Here is a 19359-nt window from a genome sequence, read left to right as displayed (position 1 = left end):
ATGATCCGCTGTTCGCTCGTGACGCCACGACGCCCCGCGACGCGCCCGCTCATGCCACTCCCCGCTCGGCGAGCAGATCGCGCAGCCGCTGGACGACCTCGTCGATACCCAGCTCGGTGGTGTCGAGCACCACGGCGTCCGGCGCCTGCTGCAGGGGCGACGTCTTGCGGGTCGAGTCGAGCCGGTCCCGGCGGGCCAGGTCGGCGGCGGTCGCCGCCGCGTCGGTCGCGTCCTCGGCGCTGCGCCGCGCCGCCCGGGCCGCCTCGGAGGCGGTCAGGTAGACCTTCAGGTCGGCGTCCGGCGCCACCACGGCCCCGATGTCGCGGCCCTCGACCACGATCCGGCCGGCATTGGCGATCATCTCCTGCTGCCGGGCCACCAGCAGCGCGCGGACGGCCGGGACGGCCGCCACGGCGGACACCGCGCCGGTCACCTCCGGCCCACGGATCTCCTTGTCCACGCTGACCCCGTCAGCGGTCACGGCGTACCCCTCGGGGTCGGTGCCGATACGCAGGTCCACCTCACCCGCGACCTTGGCGACCGCCTCGGCGTCGGTGAGGTCGACCCCGGAGCGCAGCACCGCCCAGGTGATCGCCCGGTACATCGCGCCCGTGTCCAGGTAGCGGGCACCGATACCGGCGGCGAGCCGCCGGGAGACGGTGGACTTCCCCGAACCGGACGGCCCGTCCACAGCGACCACGCATCGCCCGGCTCGCACGTTTTCCTCCACCGTCGTCCTCCTCAGCCCGTACCTCGCGGATCGCCGGCCCTCCGGCGCCGTGAGCGGATGTCCCTCGTCCATGATGCCCGCCGCCCCGACCCGGGGCGCGCGGGACGCCGGGGCGCGCGACCCGCGCCACGGCACCATCGGCCCGCCCGCACGGAGCACACCACGCGGCCGTCGCCACGGAAGCACGCCGCGCGGCCGCCACGCGGCCGCCACGGAGCCTACCGGTGGCGGTACCCGCCCGGCGGGGAGGTCAACCGCCGCCATGATGGTGTGCTTGCGTATTCTGAGCATTAACAATCGCTGTGTGAATTTGAAGGGGTAACGTCGGCCATGGGGATTTCGTATACGACCGGCGGCGGCGTTACGAGTCCGGGACGCTGACTGTTCCGAGGGTTGGGTCGTTTCATGACGGTTGGCTGGCCAGTGGCTGGTGCGGGTTTCGGGGGCGGGGTAGGTCGCTGATGTACGCGGGCGTCCCGTCGGCGTGCAGGAAGTGGGTCTGGGTCGGCAGGAGGCCCGGGTCGCCGAGTGGGCTGCTGAGCGCAATTTCAGGATGCACCAGGTGGTGACTGAGGGTGGCTCGGCGTTCGACGGGTGCCTGAGGGATTCGTCGCGTGGCTGCCGGATTCGGTGACGACGATTGTGGTTGAGTACCAGGCCGGTCGTTGTGGTTCGGCGGGGAGCATGTGTGACGCCGCTCTCGCCACGCAGGGTCGCCGGTTGCTCGCGGCCGACCCGGCCGGGGTGGATGACGATCTCGTAGGCGACGTGACTGAGGTGTCGTTGTGCGTCCGCTTCTACGAGGAGCTTGTTGCCGCGGACCGGGCGCGGCATGCTGTCGAGGCCGTCATCAGGGATGACTCGGCGTGTTGACGGTCCAGGCGTTTCGGTTTGCCTTGGATCTGAGTCCGGTCCAGGAACGGGCGGTGCTGGCGCACGCGGGGGCCGCGCGTGTTGCCCACAATTGGGCGCTGGCGCGGGTGAAGGCCGTGATGGAGCAGCGGGCCGCGGAGCGGTCCTATGGCGTGCCGGAGCAGTTGCTCACCCCGAGCATGTCGTGGACGCTACCAGCGCTGCGGAGGGCGTGGAACGCCAGCAAGGAGCAGGTCGCCCCGTGGTGGCGGGAGTGCTCGAAGGAGGCGTTCAACACCGGTCTTGACCAGCTGGCCCGTGCGTTGAAGAACTGGGCCGACTCGCGCAGCGGCACGCGTGCCGGACGCCCGGTCGGGTTTCCCCGGTTCAAGTCCCGCCGCCGCACCACCCCGTCCGTGCGGTTCACAACCGGCGCCATCCGCGTCGAGCCTGACCGCAAGCACATCGTGCTTCCCCGGCTTGGCCGGCTGAAGTTGCACGAGTCGGCTCGTAAGCTGGCCCGCCGGCTGGAGGCCGGCACAGCCCGGATCATGTCCGCGACCGTGCGCCGCGACGGCGGCAGGTGGCATGTGGCGTTCTGCGTCGAGGTTGATCGTGCCGAACGTACACCGGTCCGGCCGGGTTCGGTGATCGGCGTGGACCTCGGGATCAGGCACCTCGCGGTGTTGTCCACCGGCGAGCTGGTCGACAACCCGCGCCACCTGGCCGCCGCGCACACCCGACTGCGGCACCTCGGCAGGGTACTGTCGCGCAAGGTCGGCCCAGACCGGAGCACCGGACAGCGCGCGTCGAACCGCTGGCAGCGGACCGCGAACCAACTCGCCCGCGTGCACGCCCGGGTGGCGAACCTGCGTCGCGACGGCCTGCACAAGCTGACCACCCGACTCGCCCGCGAGTACGGCACGGTCGTGGTGGAAGACCTCAACGTGACCGGCATGCTGCGCAACCGAACATTGGCCCGGCACATCGCCGACGCTGGATTCGCGCAGATCCGCCGTCAGCTCGCCTACAAGACCGATTGGAACGGCGGCCAGCTAATCACCGCCGACCGCTGGTACCCGTCAAGTAAAACCTGTTCGGGCTGCGGCGCGGTGAAAGCCAAACTCGCGCTGTCCGACCGCGACTACACCTGCCAGGCGTGCGGCCTCACCATCGACCGCGATCACAACGCCTCACTGAACCTGGCCGCACTAGCGGCCGAGTTCAAACCCGCCGGGAGTGGCCCGGTGGCAGCACGTGGAGCCGACCGTAAGACCCGCGCACGCGGGCAGGCGGCCGTGAAGCGTGAACCCGGCACGGCACCCGCCGGTCAGACCGGGACCGTCCCACCGCAAGGAGGGACTACCAATCGTGCGCAACCAAGACGCGCCGAGCGGTAACGGTCAGTCACCCACCGCCTTGAACAGGGCGGCGATCTCGGCGTTGGTGAGCCGCCGGGTACGCCCGGGGCGCAGGTCTCCGAGGCGGATGGGCCCGATGGCGGTGCGCACGAGCCGGGAGACGGGGTGCCCGACCTCGGCCAGCATCCGGCGGACGATGTGCTTGCGCCCTTCGTGCAGGGTCAACTCCACCTGGGCGGTCCGTCCCAGCGTGTCCACCACCCGGAACGCGTCGACCTTCGCCGGCCCGTCCTCCAGCTCGACGCCGGCCGTCAGCCGCTTGCCGAGGTTGCGCGGGATCGGCCCGGCCACCTCGCACAGGTACGTCTTCGACACCCCGTAGGACGGGTGCATGAGCCGGTGCGCCAGCGTGCCGTCGTTGGTGAGCAGCAGCAGCCCCTCGCTGTCGGCGTCGAGCCGCCCGACGTGGTAGACGCGCTGCTCCACCCGGTTGCCGAGGAAGTCGGCCAGCGCCGTGCGCCCCTTCTCGTCGGCCATCGTCGAGACGACCCCGCGCGGCTTGTTCATGGCCAGGTAGACCAGGCGGGTGTCGGTGACGACGCGTTCCCCGTCGACGTGGATCACGGCGGTGGCCGGGTCGACCTTGTCACCGAGCTGCGCCACCCGCCCGTTCACGGTCACCCGGCGCCGGAAGATCAGGTCTTCGCAGGCGCGCCGGGAGCCCACGCCGGCGGCGGCGAGCACCTTCTGCAGGCGCTCGGCGCCCGCCGGGGCGTCGGTCGGGGGTGTGCGGTCATCGCGTGGCATCGCTCAGCTCTTCCACATCGTCGGGCAGGAACGGCGCGAGCGGCGGCAGCTCGTCGACGCTGTTCAGGCCCAGCTTCTCCAGGAACAGGGGGGTCGTCCGGTAGAGGAACGCACCGCTCTCGGGTTCGGTGCCGCACTCCTCGACCAGTCCGCGGGTGACCAGGGTACGGATCACGCCGTCGCAGTTGACACCCCGGATCGCCGAGATGCGCGACCGGGTGACGGGCTGCTTGTAGGCGACCACCGCGAGGGTCTCCAGCGCGGCCTGCGTCAGCCGGACGGACTGCCCGTCCAACACGAACCGCTCCACGTAGGTCGCGTATTCCGGGCGGGTGTAGAGGCGCCAGCCGCCCGCGGCGCGCCGCAGGTCGAAGCCGTGCCCGGCCGCGGTGTAGCCGGCGGAGATCTCGTCGAGCATCGCGCCGATCCGCGTCGCCGGCTGCTCCAGCACGTCGGCCAGGGTCGCCTCGCTCACCGGCTCGTCGACGACGAGCAGGATCGCCTCGAGGGCGCCGCGCAGCTCGGCGTCGTCGAGCTGCCGCGCCGGCTCCGGGGGCGTCGCGCGCCGCCGCTGCGCCGGCCGCTTCGGCGGTACGCGGGCCGCCGCGCCCGCCACCGGCTCGGGCCCGCCGGCCGCGGGCTCGGCGGGATCGGGCTCGGCGGCCGCGGGCTCGGCGGCCGCTGGCCCGCCGGTATCGGGCTCGGCCGTGGGCACCGGCTCGGGCTCGGGCTCGGGGTTGGTGGCGGGCTCGGGCTCGGCTGGGATCGTCGACGCTGCTGCCCCCTCGGGGGGCGTCTCCCCACCATGATCGGGGCGTGGCGAGTCGTCGCCGGCGTCCGGTGGGGTGTCGCGGGGCGGGCGGGGCCGCTCCCAGGGCGGGACCCAGGCCGCCGCCTGGTCGGCCAGTGAGTGGCGGTGCTCCTCGGTGCTCATCGCGTCAATCCTCGCTGGTGCCCGCGTCGAGGGTTCCGGTGGGCGTCGGCGTTCCCGCGGCACCGGTCTCGGCGGGGGTGCCGGCGTACTCGTCGATCTGCAGGTCCGGCCCCCCGTCGGCGGGGCCGGTCCAACGGATGGTCAGCTCCTCCAGCGCCTGCTCCTGGACGAAGGCCACCAGGCCCTCGCGGTACAGCTCCAGCAGGGCCAGGAACCGGGCCACCACCTCCAGGGTGGCCTCGCAGTCGGCGCAGAGCGTCGAGAAGGTGGCGGTGCCGGCCCGGCGCAGCCGGTCCGCGATGATCGCGGCGTGCTCCCGGACGCTGACCCGGACCATGTGCACGTGGGCGATGGACACCTCGGGCACCGGCTTCGGGGTGAGCGCCCGCAGCGCGAGCGCGCGCAGCCGCTCCGCGCCGATGCCGAGCACCAGGTCGGGCAGCGCCTCGGCGTACCGGGGTTCCAGGGCGACCGCCCGCGGGTACCGCCGGCCGCCTTCGGCCTCCAGCTCGGCGAGGTGCGCGGCGGCCTCCTTGAACGCCTTGTACTGCAGCAGCCGCGCGAAGAGCAGGTCCCGCGCCTCGAGCAGCGCCAGGTCCTCCTCGTCCTCCACCTCGGCGGCGGGCAGCAGCCGGGCCGCCTTCAGGTCGAGCAGGGTGGCCGCGATGAGCAGGAACTCGCTGGCCTCGTCCAGGTCCCACTGGTCGCCCATCGCCCGGATGTAGGCGATGAACTCGTCGGTGACCTGGTGCAGCGCCACCTCGGTGACGTCCAGCTTGTGCTTGCCGATGAGCTGGAGCAGCAGGTCGAACGGGCCGGTGAAGTTCGCCAGCCGGACGGTGAAGCCGCCCTCCCCCGGGCCGGTCTCCTCCGCGCCGGGGCCGGCGGTGGTCCCGGACGGTTGGTCGGGCGCGGTGGGCGGGTCGAGGGGCGGGGCGGTCACGCGACGACCGTAGTGGACGGGGCGCGACGGGGCACCGGCACCTACCGCTCGGCCTGCGCGGCGATCACCTCACGGGCCAACTGGCGGTAGTTGCGCGCACCGGACGAGGCCGGGTCGAGCGTCGTGATGGGGGCGCCCGCGACGGTGGACTCGGGGAACTTCACCGTCTTGGTGATGACGGTCTGGTAGACCTTGTCGCCGAACGCCTCGACCACGCGCTGGAGCACCTGCCGGCAGTGGGTGGTGCGGCTGTCGTACATGGTGGCGAGGATGCCTTCGAGCTCCAGGTCGAAGTTGAGCCGCTCGCGCACCTTGTCGATGGTGTCGAGCAGCAGGGCGACGCCGCGCAGGCTGAAGAACTCGCACTCCAGCGGGATGAGCACGCCGTGCGCGACGGTCAGCGCGTTGATGGCCAGCAGGCCGAGCGACGGCTGGCAGTCGATCAGGATGAAGTCGTACTCCTTGCGGATCGACCGCAGCACCCGCGCGAGAGCCATCTCCCGGGCGACCTCGTTGACCAGCTGGATCTCGGCGGCGGAGAGGTCGATGTTGGCCGGCAGCAGGTGCAGCCCCGCCACGTCCGTCTTGATCAGGACGTCCTCGGCGGTGATGTCGTCCTGCATGAGCAGGTTGTAGACCGACAGGTCGAGGTTGTGCGGGTTGACGCCCAGCCCCACCGAGAGCGCGCCCTGCGGGTCGAAGTCGACCAGCAGCACCTTGCGGCCGTACTCGGCGAGGGCCGCACCCAGGTTGATCGTCGTGGTGGTCTTGCCGACGCCGCCCTTCTGGTTGGCCATCGCGATGATCCGCGCCGGGCCGTGCCGGTCGGTCGGCATCGGCTCGGGGATCGGCTTGCGCATGGTGTAGGCGGCCGGGTCCGCGGGGCCGAGGTCGGCGCCGAGGGTGGCCTGCTGCTCACGGAGCTCCGACGTCCACGTCTCGGCACGGTCCTCGTTGCCCGCCATGTCCTCGTTGCCCCCTCCCGACGACCACCCGGCGTCGGAGCCGTCCGACGTCCCTCGCGGCGCCGCTGCGCACCCCGGCCCGACAGCTCCAGGGGATCCGCCGATGCCGACTGTACGCCACCGGCCAGCAGGCCGTTCAGTAGCCGCTCGGCGTGTCGGACGGGTCGCGGTCGAGCCGCGCGGCCCGCCGGTCGCGGGCGGCGAGACCCCGGGGTCGCCGGCTCGGGTCAGCCCCGGGCGCGCGGGTGCGCGGTCGCGTACACCTCCCGCAGCCGCTCGACGGTGACCAGCGTGTAGACCTGGGTGGTGGTCACCGACGCGTGACCGAGCAGTTCCTGCACCACCCGGACGTCGGCTCCGCCGTCGAGCAGGTGGGTGGCGTACGAGTGGCGCAGCGTGTGCGGCGAGACCGCGGCCGGACCGTCGACCGGCAGCCCGGCCCGCTCGGCGGCGCGGCGCAGGATCGTCCACGCACCCTGCCGGGACAGCGCCCCGCCGCGGGCGTTGAGGAAGACCGCCGGGGTGCCCCGACCCGCGGCGGCCAGCGCGGGGCGGGCCCGTACGAGGTAGGCGCGCAGCGCCTCGACGGCGTACCCGCCGATCGGCACGAGGCGGCTGCGCCCGCCCTTGCCCCGCAGCAGCACGGTCCCCTCGTCCGGGTCCACGTCGTCCACGGCCGCGCCGACCGCCTCGGAGATGCGCGCACCGGTGCCGTACAGGAACTCCAGCAGCGCCCGGTCGCGCAGCGCGAGCGGCGCGCCGTCGCCGGTGGCGGTGACCGGGCCGGCCGTCTCCAGCAGCCGGACCACGTCGTCGACCGGCAGCGCGCGGGGCAGCCGGCGCGGCGGGGTCGGCGGGCGCACGTCCCGGCTCGGGTCGGCCCCGGCCAGTCCCTCGCGCAGCGCGAACCGGTGCAGGCCGCGCACGGCGCTGGCGGCGCGGGCGGCCGAGGAGACGGCGAGCGGCGGGTGCCCGTCCTCGCCGGCGCGCAGCCGGGCCAGGTGCGCCTCGACGAGGTCGGTGCCGACCGCGGCGAGGTCGGCGATCCCGGCCGCGGCGAGCGTCGCCAGGTAGCGGTCCAGGTCCCGGCGGTACGACGCGAGGGTGTTCGGGGACAGTCCCCGTTCGACGGTGAGGTGGTCGAGGTAGCCGCGCACCGCGCGGCGCAGGGCCGGCGCGGGTTCCCCGCCCGCGCCGGCCCTGTCCGTCGTGGTGCTCAGCCCGCCGCCCCGTCAGTCGAGCACGTCGGCCAGCGGGAGGACGCTCATGCCGTGGGCCTCGGCGACCGGGCCGTAGGTGACGTGGCCGTCGTGGGTGTTCAGGCCGAGGGCGAGGGCGGGGTCCCGGCGCAGGGCCTCGCGCCAGCCGTGGTTGGCCAGCTCGAGGGCGTACGGGAGGGTGACGTTGGTGAGGGCGTATGTGCTGGTGTGTGGCACGGCGCCCGGCATGTTCGCCACGCAGTAGAAGATCGAGTTGTGCACCCGGTAGACCGGGTCGGCGTGGGTGGTGGGGCGGGAGTCCTCGAAGCAGCCGCCCTGGTCGATGGAGATGTCCACGAGCACGCTGCCCGGCTTCATCCGGGAGACCAGCTCGTTGGAGATCAGCGTCGGGGCCTTGGCGCCGGGCACCAGCACCGCGCCGATGACGAGGTCCGCGTCGAGCACGGCCCGTTCGATCTCGTACGCGTTGGAGGCGACCGTCTGCAGGTGGCCGCGGTAGATGGCGTCGGCCTGGCGCAGCCGCCCGACGTTCTTGTCCAGCAGCAGCACCTCGGCCTGCAGGCCGAGCGCGATGGCGGCGGCGTTCATGCCGGACACGCCCGCGCCGATGACCACGGTCTTGGCCGCGTACACCCCGGAGACGCCGCCCATGAGGATGCCGCGCCCGCCGCCCTGCGCCTGCAGGTGGTACGCGCCCACCTGCGGGGCCAGCCGACCGGCCACCTCGGACATCGGGGCGAGCAGCGGCAGCGACCGGTCCGGCAGCTCCACGGTCTCGTACGCGATGCCGGTGACCCGGCGGTCGATCAGCGCGTCGGTGCACTCCTTCGAGGCGGCCAGGTGCAGGTAGGTGAAGAGCACCTGCCCCTCGCGCATCCGGTGGTACTCCTCGGCCACCGGCTCCTTGACCTTGAGCACCAGCTCCGCGGTCTCCCACACCTCGTCGGCCGTGGGGAGGATCTTGGCGCCGGCCGCGGCGAAGTCGTCGTCGGTGATGCTGGACCCCACGCCGGCGCCGGACTCGACGAATACCTGGTGACCGCTGCGGACGAACTCGTTGACGCCCGCCGGCGTGATCGCCACGCGGTACTCGTGGTTCTTGACCTCGCGTGGGATTCCGACCTTCACGATGGAGTCACCTCTCTCCAGGGGCGCTCTCGGCCCCCGACTGCGCGGTGCGTGACGGCCCCGTTGCCGCCGCGGTCCACCGGTCCCGCCGGCGGCAGTCTAGGCGCGCCGCCGGGCCGCGAGGGCCAGCAGAGTGACATTCGGTGCCGGCGCCCGCTGACGGATTGTCAGGTGTGGGACCGGGCCCGCGGGGGAGGCCACCCTCAGCCGTCAGGACAGTATTTGTCCATCATCGTCCCACCATGGGGGTGCCGCTGCGGACAGGAGACCAGTGGATCTATATGGTGTCCCGTCATGACCACTCCTCCGTATCAGCCCGGGTACCCCCAGGGACCCGGATACCCCCAGGGCGTCTCCGACAAGAGCAAGGTCGTCGCGGGCATCCTCGGCATCGTGCTCGGCTCGTTCGGCGTCGGCCGGTTCTACATGGGTCACACCAAGATCGGCGTGCTGCAGCTCGTCGTGACGATCGTGACCTGCGGCATCGGCGGCATCTGGGGCTTCATCGACGGGATCCTGATCCTCGTCAACGGTGGTGTCGACGGGCAGGGTCGCCCGTTGCGCGACTGACACCCGGCCACACGAAAGGGGCCGTGCGGCGTGCCGCACGGCCCCTTTCGTCGTCCCGAACTCAGCGCGGCAGCGGCGCGTCGGCCCGCCGCAGCGCCGTCCAACCCGTGTCACGGGCCCGGACGGCGGCGAGCAGCCCCGCCACCGCCGGCGAGTTGGTGATCTCGCCGGCCAGCACCATGCCCACCGCCTCGTCGAGGTCGATCCGGAGGACCTGGAGGTCGGCCTCCTCGTCACGGCGCTCGTGCCGCTGCTCCGGCGGCACGTCGGCCAGGTCCCGGGCCAGGAACACCCGCACCACCTCGTCGGTGAACCCCGGTGAGGTGTGCAGGTCGACCAGGACGTCCAGCCGCCCGGCGGTCAGGTCCGCCTCCTCGGCCAGTTCCCGCGCCGCGGCGGCCGCCAGGTCCTCCCCGGAGACGTCCATCAGCCCCGCGGGCAGCTCCCACAGGTGCCGACCCACCGCGTGCCGGTACTGGCGGATCAGCACCACCTGGCCGGCGTCGTCCAGCGCCACCACGGCCACCGCGCCGACGTGACGCACGATGTCCCGTGCGGCGGTCCCGCCGCCCGGCATGGTCACCTCGTCGGTGACCACCTCGAAGACCCGGCCGGACCAGCGCTGCTGCCGGGAACGGACCTCGTAGCGGTGCTCGACGGCGCTCACGACGCCGAGGTCGCCTTCGCCGCGACGCCGTTGCGGGCGGCCTGCTCCGCCTCCGGCGCGTCGAGGTCCACCGGGAGCTGGTCGGCCTGCGAGTACGCGATGGCCGCCCGGACGAACGACGCGAACAGCGGGTGCGGCCGCGTCGGACGGCTCTTCAGCTCCGGGTGCGCCTGCGTGGCCACGAAGAACGGGTGCAGCTCGCGGTCCAGCTCGACGAACTCGACCAGCCGCCCGTCCGGCGACGTGCCCGAGATGTGCAGGCCCGCCTTCGTGAGCGCGTCACGGTAGGCGTTGTTCACCTCGTACCGGTGCCGGTGCCGCTCGCTGACCTCGCTGCTGCCGTACGCCTCGGCCACCAGCGAACCCTCGGCCAGCTTCGCCGGGTACGCCCCGAGCCGCATGGTGCCGCCCAGGTCGCCCTTGCCGGCGACGATGTCCTCCTGGTCGGCCATCGTGGCGATGACCGGGTGGCGGGCCTCCTCGTCGAACTCCAGCGAGTTGGCGCCCTCCAGGCCGGCCAGGTGCCGGGCCACGTCGATGGTCATGCACTGCAGGCCGAGGCAGAGGCCGAGCAGCGGGATGCGGTTCTCCCGGGCGTACCGGGACGCGCCGATCTTGCCCTCGATGCCGCGGACGCCGAAGCCGCCGGGGATGACGACGCCGTCCACGCCGGCCAGGGCGGCCGCCGCCCCGGACGGGGTGACGCAGTCGTCGCTGGGCACCCAGCGCAGCTGCACGCGGGCCCGGTGGCCGAACCCGGCCGCCCGGATCGCCTCGCTCACCGACAGGTACGCGTCGGGCAGGTCGACGTACTTGCCGACCACCGCGACGGTCACCGTGTGCCGGGGCCGGTGCACCCGCTCCAGCAGGTCGTCCCAGCTGCTCCAGTCCACGTCCCGGAAGGAGAGGCCGAGCCGGCGCACCACGTAGGCGTCCAGCCCCTCCCGGTGCAGCACCTTCGGGATGTCGTAGATGCTGGGCGCGTCCGGAGCGGCCGTGACCGCCTCCCGGTCCACGTCGCAGTAGAGCGACAGCTTCTGCTTCACCTTGTCGGGGATCTCCCGGTCGCAGCGCAGCACCAGCGCGTCCGGCTGGATGCCGATGCTGCGCAGCTGCGCCACCGAGTGCTGGGTCGGCTTCGTCTTCAGCTCGCCCGAGGGCGCCAGGTACGGCACCAGCGAGACGTGCAGGTAGAAGCAGTTGTCCCGGCCCAGGTCGTGACGGACCTGCCGGATCGCCTCCAGGAACGGCAGCGACTCGATGTCGCCGACCGTGCCGCCCACCTCCGTGATCACCACGTCGGGAACCTGACCGTCGGCGTCCGGGTCGGCCATGCCGAGGATCCGGGACTTGATCTCGTTGGTGATGTGCGGAATGACCTGGACCGTGTCGCCGAGGTACTCCCCGCGCCGCTCCTTGGCGATCACGTCCGAGTAGATCTGGCCGGTGGTGACGTTCGCCTTGCCGGAGAGCGCCCGGTCCAGGAACCGCTCGTAGTGGCCGACGTCGAGGTCGGTCTCGGCGCCGTCCTCGGTGACGAAGACCTCACCGTGCTGGAAGGGGTTCATCGTCCCCGGGTCGACGTTCAGGTACGGGTCGAGCTTCTGCATGACCACGCGGAGCCCACGCGCCGTGAGGAGGTTGCCGAGGCTGGAGGCGGTGAGCCCCTTACCGAGCGAGGAGGCCACGCCCCCGGTGACGAAGATGTGCCTGGTCGTCCGTGCTGAAGGGGCCAAGGCCTGCTCCCGTGTCGTCCGTCGCGGTCGTGCAGACCGCCGAGCCGATCAGCAAAGTGATCACGCGATCCACGGGATTCCACGGTAACACCTCGACGGCGGTGGGACGCAGGCCGGCACGAGGTGCCGCCCGGCGTGCCGGCCACCCGGCGACCACCGGTCAGCGCGCGGTGACCTGCTGCGACGAGCGCGGGGAGGGGACCGCGGGACGGCCCGCGCCGGGCGCCGCGCCGGAATCCGGACCCGCCGCGCCCGCCGTCTGCGCGCCGTCGGCCTCCGCCGCGCCGGTCGCCTCGGCCCCGCCGGCGTCCGCGTCCGGACCCGCCGGTCCCGTGCCGCCGGCGCCGGAACCCGCACTGCCGGCCGCCTCCACCCCGTCGGCGTCCGGACCCTCCGCACGGGCCGCTCCCCCGGCGCCGCCACCCGTACCCGACGGGCCGTCCGCCGGTCGCACCGACGTCCCCGCGGTCGACGACCGGGTACCGCGGGTCCGGCCGGCCCCACCGGGGCCGCCTCCGCCGGAGGGGCCGTCACCGCCGACGCCGCCACTGCCGTCACCGCCGTCCTCGCCGGTGACGCCCTCCCCGTCCGGCCGGGGCCGGCCCGCCGTCGGCACGGTGCGGTCGGCGGAGTGGTCGAGCACCCGCAGCGAGGCCAGCAACGCCATCGGCACCACGAGAGCGGCGGCCGCCCCGGTCACGTCCAGCGCCACGCCGCCCAGCACGCCGCCGATGACGGACGCCACGGCGGTGCCGGCCATCGCGGCCCGCATCGCTGGGTAGATGCCGAACAGCCGCATCAGCCCGCCCCACGGCTGCATGAGGGCGAACCAGACCAGCAGCGCACCCACCAGCGCCAGCAGCGTGAGCGGACTGCCCACCAGCGTCTCGAAGTTGGCCGTGCTCGACCGGTGCAGGGTGAGCCCGCCCGTACCGTCGCCGAGCGCCGCCAGGAACCGTCCGAGGCTGCCGCGCTCCGCCGCTGGGCGGCGCAGGTCCAGCACCGCGAGGGCGACGGTGACGGCCAGCGCCGCCATCACCGCCCAGACCAGCCGGCTGACCGTCAGCCACCCCCCGCCGCCGATCGCCGCCGCCACGCACAGCCCGGCCGTCAACGCGATCGCGCCGATGGGGTCCGCGCCGAGGTACGGGCTTCCCACGAGCACCACGGCGACGCCGCCGACGGCCACCATCACCGCCGGCCGCCAGCCCCGCGGCACGCGCTGGGCGAGCCAGCCGGCGCTCAACAGGGCGCCGGCCAGGAACGCACCGAGCCCGACGGTGCCGAGCCCGGCGTACCGGCCGCCCGCCTGGGCCGAGTAGCCGACCACGCCGTTGAGTTGCAGCCACGCGCCGGTCACCACGTCGAGCCCCACCACCAGCGCGGTGAGACCCGCCACCGCGCCGAGCGGGCCGAGCGTGCTGCGGTGCCCGGGCGCGAACCGGACGGCCGCGGTGCCGCCGACGACCAGCAGGGCCGTCACGGCGCCGAAGCTCCACCCGGGGTGCGCCGTCCGCCACCACGGCACCGCGTCGGCGAGCAGCGCGGCGGGCACCGCCAGGGCGGCGGCGACGAGCAGCAGCTCGACGGCGGCCACGATCCGCCGGGACACCGGCTGCGGTCCGTACGGGCCGGCGTGCCGGCGCGCCCGGCGCAGCAGCGGCAGCGCCGCGACCGCCAGCAGCGTCTGGGAGACGGCGAGCACCACGAAGAACCAGCCGGAGAGCCCCTGCTGCGTGGCGGCCTCGCGCTCGGCGTCCAGCGGCTGGGCGATCGCGTCGGCCAGGTCGGCGGGGCGGCCGCCCACGGTGACGGCGGGACGGCCGATGAACGGGCGTTCCGGCATCGGCCGGCCCAGCGCGGTCAACGCGGTGGGCGCGAGGTCGACCAGTTGCAGGTAGCCCTCACGGCCGGTGCTCGCCGAGGTGAGCCAGCCCCGCTCCCACCCGGGACCGTCGGCGACGGCCACGTGCAACCGGGCCGACTGGTCGGTGTCGGAGACCCCGGCCACGAGCACGAGCGAGTGCGGCGGGCGGGCGGCGAGCAACCGGGCCAGTTGGGCGTCGGCGGCCCGCGCCGCCGCGGCGCGCTGCGCCGGCGAGGTGCCCTCGACCGTGCCCAGGTCGACGATGCTGAGCACGCAGGAGTGCAGCAGCCGGGCCGGGTCCTCGGACAGCTCCGGCGCGTACCGGTCGACCCGGCCGAACGGGCGGGCGGCGGCCACGGCGGCGCCCGGGCCGACCGCGACCGAGCAGCGCACCGACTCGGACAACGACCCGGGCACGGCGCCCCAGGGCAGCTCCTCCTGGTTGTGGTGGACCACGCCCTCCTGGTCGGGCAGGTTCGCCCCGATGCCGTCGGGCTGCTCGACCACCACGCCGTCCGGTGAGCAGCCGCCCGACTCCCGGGCGCCGTTCCAGGCCGCGAAGCTGCCGGCGCCGAGAGTCAGCCACCCGTCCACGGGGCAGGTGGGCCGGCGCGCCGAGCGGACCGACAGCGAGCCGATCGAGCCCCGCTCCGCCATGCGCCACAGCGTCGGGGTGGTCGCCGGGTCCACGTCCTCCCAGCGCAGCCCGGCCACCCCGGCGATGACGACGAAGTCGGCGCTGCGGTGCGGGACGCCCTGCCGGGGCCGGGCGGACAGGGCCGTGATGCCCAGCGCCACCACCAGGAGGGTCAGCACGGCGGGGACGAACCGACGGACCATCAGCCGTGTCCCGTCCCGGAGGCCCCCGCGTCCGCCGCGCCGTCGCGCGTGGGCGCCAGCTCCGCGTACAGCGCCGCCAGCGTCGCCACGGTGTCGGCCTCGGTGGGCCAGCCCGCCGCGCGCGCGGCCCCGCGGGCGGCGAGGTCGGCCCGGCGGGCCGGGTCGTCGAGCAGCTCCCGCACCGCCGTGTCCACGGCGTCCACGTCACCGGGGGGCACCAGCACCGCCGCGTCGCCGACCAGCTCCGGCAGGCCGCCCACCGCGGTGGCCACCAGCGGTACGCCGGCGCGCAGCGCCTCCTGCGCGAACAGTTGCCGCGCCTCCCAGTCGCTGGTCACCACGGCCAGGTCGGCGCCGGCGAGCAGGTCGGCCACGTCGGTGCGGTGGCCGAGCAGGGTCACCGGCGCGCGGGCCGCGGAGATCCGCGCGGCCAGCGGCAGGTACGCGGGCCCGCTGCCGGCGATCACCACGACCGGCGCCGGTTCGCGGGTACGCCAGCGGGCGGCGGCGTCGACGAGCACGTCGTACCGCTTCTGCGGGTGCAGGCGGCCGACCGAGACGATCAACGGCTGCTCGCCCTGGACGCCGAACTCGGCGCGGACGGCGGCCCGGCGGCGGCGCGGGGCCGGCAGGGCCGGCGCGGCGACCGGCGCGAGCCGGGCGTCGGCGGCGCCGAGCGCCGCGGCCCGGTCGACCAGGTCCGCGGACGCGCCGAGCGCGACGCGGGCCCCGCGGGCGACGACGCGTTCGACCAACCGCGACAGGGCACCGCGCACCCCGCCCGCGAGCACCGCGTTGTGCCAGGTGACCACGATCGGCGCGGCCGGCCGGGCGAGCACCGCGACGAGCCCGGCCCGCAGGCCGTGCGCGTGCACCACGTCCACCGGCGTGGTCGCCAGGGCCCGGCGCAGCGCGGTGACGGCGCGGGCGTCGGCCGGCGTCGGGCTGGCGGGGATCTCCACGGGCTGGAAGCGGGCGCCCACGCCGGTGAAGTCGAACTGCTGCTCGGTGGCCGCCGGCCCGCACACCAGCACGGTGGTGCCGGCGTCGGTGAGCCCGCGGGCGACCGACCGGACGTGCTGGCCCACGCCGCCGGTGCTGGAGGCGAGCAGCAACGCCACGCTGCCCGACCAGCCGGGTGTCGGTTCCGTCGCCGCGCTCACCCGGACACCGTCTCCTTCCCGTCACCCCGCTCCGGGGGGCTGCCGTCCCGCTCCGCGCCGGCCGCGTTCCCGGGCCCGCGCCCGCCGCCGCGGCCGAGGCGCCTCAGCACCCCGGCGAGCAGCGGGCGTACGTCCCGCCGGTCGACGAGCCACACCACGGCGAGGAACACGGCGCCGACCGCGACTCCGGACAGCATGCCCTGACCGAGCGCCGCCCACATCGTCGGGGTGCCGTCACCGGGCGTGTCGAGCCATCGGGACACCGCCACGCCGGCCAGCGCACCGCCGAGCGCGCCGAGCACCCCGGCCGCGGTGGCCCGGGACGCGCCGGCCAGCGCCGCGGACCCGGCGGCGCGCCGCACGGCGGTGATCAGGAGCCCGCCGAGCAGCAGCATCCCGACGGAGTTGGCGAGGGCCACGGCCAGCACCCGGTCCGCGACCGGCAGCAGGTGCCCGAGCAGGATCGCGAGTACCGGCACGGACAGCCAGCCGACCGCGGTGGCCAGGGTCGCCAACCGGGTCGCGCCGCGCGCGTAGAGGGCTCGGGTGAGCACGGCGAAGAGACCGTAACCGAGCAGGCCGGGCGCGAAACCCATGATCGCCGCCGCGGTGATCGCGGCGGTGTGCGGGGAATGAGAGAAGAAGAGCTGCCCCACCGACTGCGCCGTGCCGACCAGCGCCGCGGCGCCGAGCAGGCTGAACAGCACCACTCCGCGCACTGCGGGCGCCAGGGTCTTCCGGTAGGCCTGCTCGTCGCCGGTTGCGCGGGCGGCCACCAGCGTCGGGTACGCCGCCACGGCCAGCGGTACGGCCAGCACCGCCCACGGCAGGAAGTAGACGGTCTGCGCGATGTTGTAGGCGCCCGGGTTCGACCGAGCTCCGTACGTCACCTGGTTGAGGGCGACGGCCACGGCGATCTGTTGCCCGGTGACGGCCACGATCCCGGCCACGACCAGCCCACCGACCCGGGCGCGGACGTCGGCCGGGAACCGGTATCCGGGGCGGAGGTGCAACCCGAGCCGGCGCAGCGGGAACAGGAGCGACAGGGAGAGCATCACCACACCGAGTGTGGTGCCACCGGCGAGCAGCAGCTCGCCGCCCCGGCTCACCGACCCGACCGTGGCGAGCCGCCCCTGCCACGCGGTGAAACCGAGGTAGACGGCGATCACCGTGAGACTCGACAGCAAGGGCGCGATCACCGGCCAGGCGAACCGTCGATGCGCCTGGAGCACCCCGGTCAGCACGATACCGACGCCGTACAGCGGCAGCTGGGGGGCGAAGAGCAGCAGCATTCGCGCGCCGGCCTGCTGCTGTTCGGCGGTGAGACCAGGACCGAGCAGGCCGATGAGCGGACGGGCGAGCAGCGCCACCGCGAAGGCCAGCGGCACGAGCAGGCTGAGCGTCCAGGTCAGCAGCGCGCCGGTGGTGGCGTCCACCGCCCGCCGGTCGCCCGCCTCCACCGCGCCGGCCAGCAGCGGTACGACGAGACTCGCCAACGCCCCACCAGCGACGATCTCGAAGATGATGTTCGGCAGGTTGTTCGCGATCACGTAGGTGCCGCCGAGGTCGGTGTCGGCCAGCGTCCAGGTGAACACGGACGTGCGTCCGAAGCCGGCGAGGCGGCTGACCACGGTGAGGACGGCGATGAGCGCGGCTGCTCCGGCCACCCGGCCGGCGCCGGCGAGGGGTGCCGGTCTGGTCACGTCAGTCGGCGCGTCGGCCCAGCGCGTCGAGTTCCCGCAGCCCCGGGGTCCGCTGGATCACCTGGGTGAAGCTCACCTTCTCGCTGGCCGCCGTGAGCCCGGCCAGCACGGCGAGGATCCCGGCCCGGCCGAGCGGGCCGCTCCGCGCGGCGAGCGCCACGCCGAGCAGCGCGCCGAGCGCGTTCGCGCCACTGTCGCCGAGCATCACCGTCTCGTCCAGGTCGTCGGGCAGCAGCCCGGCGGCCGCGCCGGCCGCCCCGGCGGCGATCCCGCCGTGCGGGCCGCCGGCCAGCGGAGCGCCGAGCAGCAGGCCGGACTTGAGCGCCCGGCCGGGACGCAGGTCGAGCAGGTTGACCAGGTTCGCGGTGCCGGCGACCACGCCGGCGCCCAGCAGCACGTCCACACCGCGCCCGAGCGCCCCCTGCCGCTGCCGGCGGCGGTGCCCGGCGACCCGGGGGTCGGCGGCGAGCAGCGCGGCCGCGCCGAGCCCCGCGGCGCCCACGCCGACGATCTTGACGAGGCCGGAGGTGATCCGCCCCTCGCGCAGGGCCGCGAGGTGGCCCGCGAAGCCCTTGGCGGTCTTCTGGTCGGGCCGGGCCCCGACCACGTCGTCGTAGAGCCCGACGGCTCCGGCGCCGAGGCCCGCGACGACCGCGGCGGCGCCGGACGCCCCGCTGGTCGCGCCGAGGGCGGCGGCGCCGGTCGCGCCGGCGGCGAGCGCCGGACCGGCGGCGAGGCTCACCGTACGGCCGCGGAAGTTGGTCCGCTCCAGGGCCGGTCCGGCCGGGGAGGTACGCACCTCGCGCAGCGCGTACCGGGCGGCGACCGCCCCGGCACCGGCGGTCAGCAGCCGGCCCAGCATTCTCACGCGGTCACTCCGATCGGCTCGTCGACGGGCGTCACGGCCCGTGCTGCGGTCACTGGGGCAGTTTAGGCAGCTGCGACTCGGCGCTGTCGCCCACGCCGTACTGGCCGGCCTTCTTCTCGGTGAGCTGCTGCACCAACGCCAGCGTGGTGACCAGCTGCCCCTGGATGGTGTTGGCGTTGTCGACCGTCGAGATCGACTGGGCGAGCACGGCGTCGCGCCGCACGACCGCCACGAGGTTGTCGCCGTCCGAGCCGTAGCCGCCCACGACGATGGCGCCGGAACGGTCGAACTGCTCGGCGACCTTGACGACCGATTCGTCCTTCTTCGCGGAGTCCTTGTCGACGTACGGCTGGCCGCTGACCACCACGACGGCCTCGGCCGGCCCGCTGATCCGGTCCTCGGTGGTGAGGTAGCCGGCGTTGGTGTACGCGGCCAGCACCGCCCGCCGGTCGGCGTCGCTGACCGGCTCGACGCCCTGCCCCCGGTCGAGCAGCACGCTGGCCAGCAGCGCGCTGGAGGTCTCCACGCCGTGCCCGTTGCCGGGCAGGTTGCTGGTCTGCGCGCTGGTCGGCCGCACCGCGGTCACGGCCAGTTCGAGCAGGTTGTTGTTGTTGTCCGGGTTGATGAACTTGTCCTGCAGGTCGACCCGGCCGGTGATGTTCGCCCCGGCCAGCTGGAGCATGTCCACGACGCCCTCGGTGTGTTCCCGACCGGTGGGGAGGCTGACCACCAGCACCCGGCGGCCGGTGAGCTTGCCGGGGAGGACGACCTGCGACATCTCCGCCGCGAAGCTCTCCTCGGACTCGAGCTCCTTCTCCATGTTGTTGACCGCCTGGCGCATCTGCTGGTTGTCCTTGCGCAGGGCGGTCACCTGCTCCTTGAGCGAGTCGGCCACCGGGCCGTTGAGGGCGGCGGTGCCGACCACCAGGCCGATCGCCAGAGCCAGGAACACCGCGGTCAGCGACACCACGTGGTAGCGGAAATTGATCACGCTTGCAGCCTCTT

Annotated in this window: 17 protein-coding genes; 3 read left to right on the top strand and 14 right to left on the bottom strand. The window is 74.2% G+C overall.

Going from position 1 to position 19359, the window contains the following annotated elements:
- Positions 1 to 49: 49 nt before the first annotated feature.
- On the bottom strand, positions 50 to 730 hold the full coding sequence (cmk, locus tag D7I43_RS24925; protein WP_120330996.1) for a (d)CMP kinase: 681 nt from the start codon (positions 728 to 730) through the stop codon (positions 50 to 52).
- A gap of 594 nt (positions 731 to 1324) precedes the next feature.
- Between cmk and D7I43_RS24920 the strand changes: the two genes are divergently transcribed.
- Positions 1325 to 1603 (top strand): hypothetical protein, encoded by a 279-nt coding sequence (locus D7I43_RS24920; protein WP_120330995.1) that lies wholly within the window; start codon positions 1325 to 1327, stop codon positions 1601 to 1603.
- Positions 1597 to 2982: an IS607 family element RNA-guided endonuclease TnpB gene (tnpB, locus tag D7I43_RS24915; RefSeq protein WP_120330994.1), complete on the top strand. Its 1386-nt coding sequence runs from the start codon at positions 1597 to 1599 to the stop codon at positions 2980 to 2982. Before D7I43_RS24920 ends, tnpB begins: the two co-directional genes overlap by 7 nt.
- 3 nt (positions 2983 to 2985) lie before the next feature.
- Here tnpB and D7I43_RS24910 read toward each other — a convergent pair whose 3' ends face one another.
- From D7I43_RS24910 to ald, 6 genes are all read right to left on the bottom strand, one after another.
- The gene (locus D7I43_RS24910) at positions 2986 to 3750 is read right to left on the bottom strand and encodes a pseudouridine synthase (RefSeq protein WP_120330993.1); all 765 of its coding nucleotides are present in this window, start codon (positions 3748 to 3750) and stop codon (positions 2986 to 2988) included.
- The gene (scpB, locus tag D7I43_RS24905) at positions 3737 to 4684 is read right to left on the bottom strand and encodes an SMC-Scp complex subunit ScpB (RefSeq protein ID WP_192902262.1); all 948 of its coding nucleotides are present in this window, start codon (positions 4682 to 4684) and stop codon (positions 3737 to 3739) included. The genes D7I43_RS24910 and scpB overlap by 14 nt, the downstream gene beginning before the upstream one ends.
- A gap of 4 nt (positions 4685 to 4688) precedes the next feature.
- On the bottom strand, positions 4689 to 5627 hold the full coding sequence (locus D7I43_RS24900; protein WP_120330992.1) for a segregation and condensation protein A: 939 nt from the start codon (positions 5625 to 5627) through the stop codon (positions 4689 to 4691).
- 41 nt (positions 5628 to 5668) lie between these two features.
- Positions 5669 to 6592 carry a ParA family protein gene (locus D7I43_RS24895; protein ID WP_120330991.1) on the bottom strand — a complete coding sequence of 308 codons (924 nt, stop codon included), beginning with the start codon at positions 6590 to 6592 and terminating at the stop codon, positions 5669 to 5671.
- Between the two features lie 227 nt (positions 6593 to 6819).
- Complete coding sequence (locus D7I43_RS24890) at positions 6820 to 7812, bottom strand: site-specific tyrosine recombinase XerD (protein ID WP_120330990.1); 993 nt, start codon at positions 7810 to 7812, stop codon at positions 6820 to 6822.
- A gap of 12 nt (positions 7813 to 7824) precedes the next feature.
- Entirely contained in the window at positions 7825 to 8940 is a 1116-nt protein-coding gene (gene ald / locus D7I43_RS24885; protein ID WP_120330989.1) for an alanine dehydrogenase, read from the bottom strand.
- Positions 8941 to 9234: 294 nt separating this feature from the next.
- On the opposite strand from ald, the gene D7I43_RS24880 reads away from it, so the two are divergent.
- A complete protein-coding gene (locus D7I43_RS24880; RefSeq protein ID WP_120330988.1) occupies positions 9235 to 9510 on the top strand; it encodes a TM2 domain-containing protein in 276 nt (91 codons plus the stop codon).
- Between the two features lie 61 nt (positions 9511 to 9571).
- Here the strand turns inward: D7I43_RS24880 and D7I43_RS24875 are convergent, their stop codons facing one another.
- From D7I43_RS24875 to D7I43_RS24845, 7 genes are all read right to left on the bottom strand, one after another.
- Positions 9572 to 10177 carry an NUDIX domain-containing protein gene (locus D7I43_RS24875; protein WP_120330987.1) on the bottom strand — a complete coding sequence of 202 codons (606 nt, stop codon included), beginning with the start codon at positions 10175 to 10177 and terminating at the stop codon, positions 9572 to 9574.
- Positions 10174 to 11913, bottom strand: a complete 1740-nt coding sequence (locus D7I43_RS24870; RefSeq protein WP_120330986.1) for a CTP synthase — start codon at positions 11911 to 11913, stop codon at positions 10174 to 10176. Before D7I43_RS24870 ends, D7I43_RS24875 begins: the two co-directional genes overlap by 4 nt.
- Positions 11914 to 12073: 160 nt before the next feature.
- Positions 12074 to 14620, bottom strand: a complete 2547-nt coding sequence (locus D7I43_RS24865; protein ID WP_120330985.1) for a hypothetical protein — start codon at positions 14618 to 14620, stop codon at positions 12074 to 12076.
- Entirely contained in the window at positions 14620 to 15783 is a 1164-nt protein-coding gene (locus tag D7I43_RS24860; RefSeq protein WP_120330984.1) for a glycosyltransferase family 4 protein, read from the bottom strand. Before D7I43_RS24860 ends, D7I43_RS24865 begins: the two co-directional genes overlap by 1 nt.
- The gene (gene murJ / locus D7I43_RS24855; RefSeq protein ID WP_120330983.1) at positions 15780 to 17486 is read right to left on the bottom strand and encodes a murein biosynthesis integral membrane protein MurJ; all 1707 of its coding nucleotides are present in this window, start codon (positions 17484 to 17486) and stop codon (positions 15780 to 15782) included. Before murJ ends, D7I43_RS24860 begins: the two co-directional genes overlap by 4 nt.
- Position 17487: 1 nt before the next feature.
- Complete coding sequence (locus D7I43_RS24850) at positions 17488 to 18354, bottom strand: hypothetical protein (protein ID WP_120330982.1); 867 nt, start codon at positions 18352 to 18354, stop codon at positions 17488 to 17490.
- Between the two features lie 49 nt (positions 18355 to 18403).
- The gene (locus tag D7I43_RS24845) at positions 18404 to 19345 is read right to left on the bottom strand and encodes a copper transporter (protein ID WP_120330981.1); all 942 of its coding nucleotides are present in this window, start codon (positions 19343 to 19345) and stop codon (positions 18404 to 18406) included.
- Positions 19346 to 19359 lie beyond the last annotated feature (14 nt).

Source organism: Micromonospora globbae, from assembly GCF_003610785.1.
GTDB classification, from domain to species: Bacteria; Actinomycetota; Actinomycetes; order Mycobacteriales; family Micromonosporaceae; genus Micromonospora; species Micromonospora globbae.
The sequence above is the reverse complement of the archived record's forward strand: the minus strand, read 5'-3'. Positions and strand labels throughout refer to the sequence as shown.

Coding starts and splice junctions, on each gene's coding strand:
- D7I43_RS24910 (WP_120330993.1), bottom strand. CDS start 3,750: ATGCCACGCGATGACCGCACACCCCCGACCGACGCCCCGGCGGGCGCC.
- scpB (WP_192902262.1), bottom strand. CDS start 4,684: ATGAGCACCGAGGAGCACCGCCACTCACTGGCCGACCAGGCGGCGGCC.
- D7I43_RS24895 (WP_120330991.1), bottom strand. CDS start 6,592: ATGGCGGGCAACGAGGACCGTGCCGAGACGTGGACGTCGGAGCTCCGT.
- D7I43_RS24880 (WP_120330988.1), top strand. CDS start 9,235: ATGACCACTCCTCCGTATCAGCCCGGGTACCCCCAGGGACCCGGATAC.
- D7I43_RS24865 (WP_120330985.1), bottom strand. CDS start 14,620: ATGGTCCGTCGGTTCGTCCCCGCCGTGCTGACCCTCCTGGTGGTGGCG.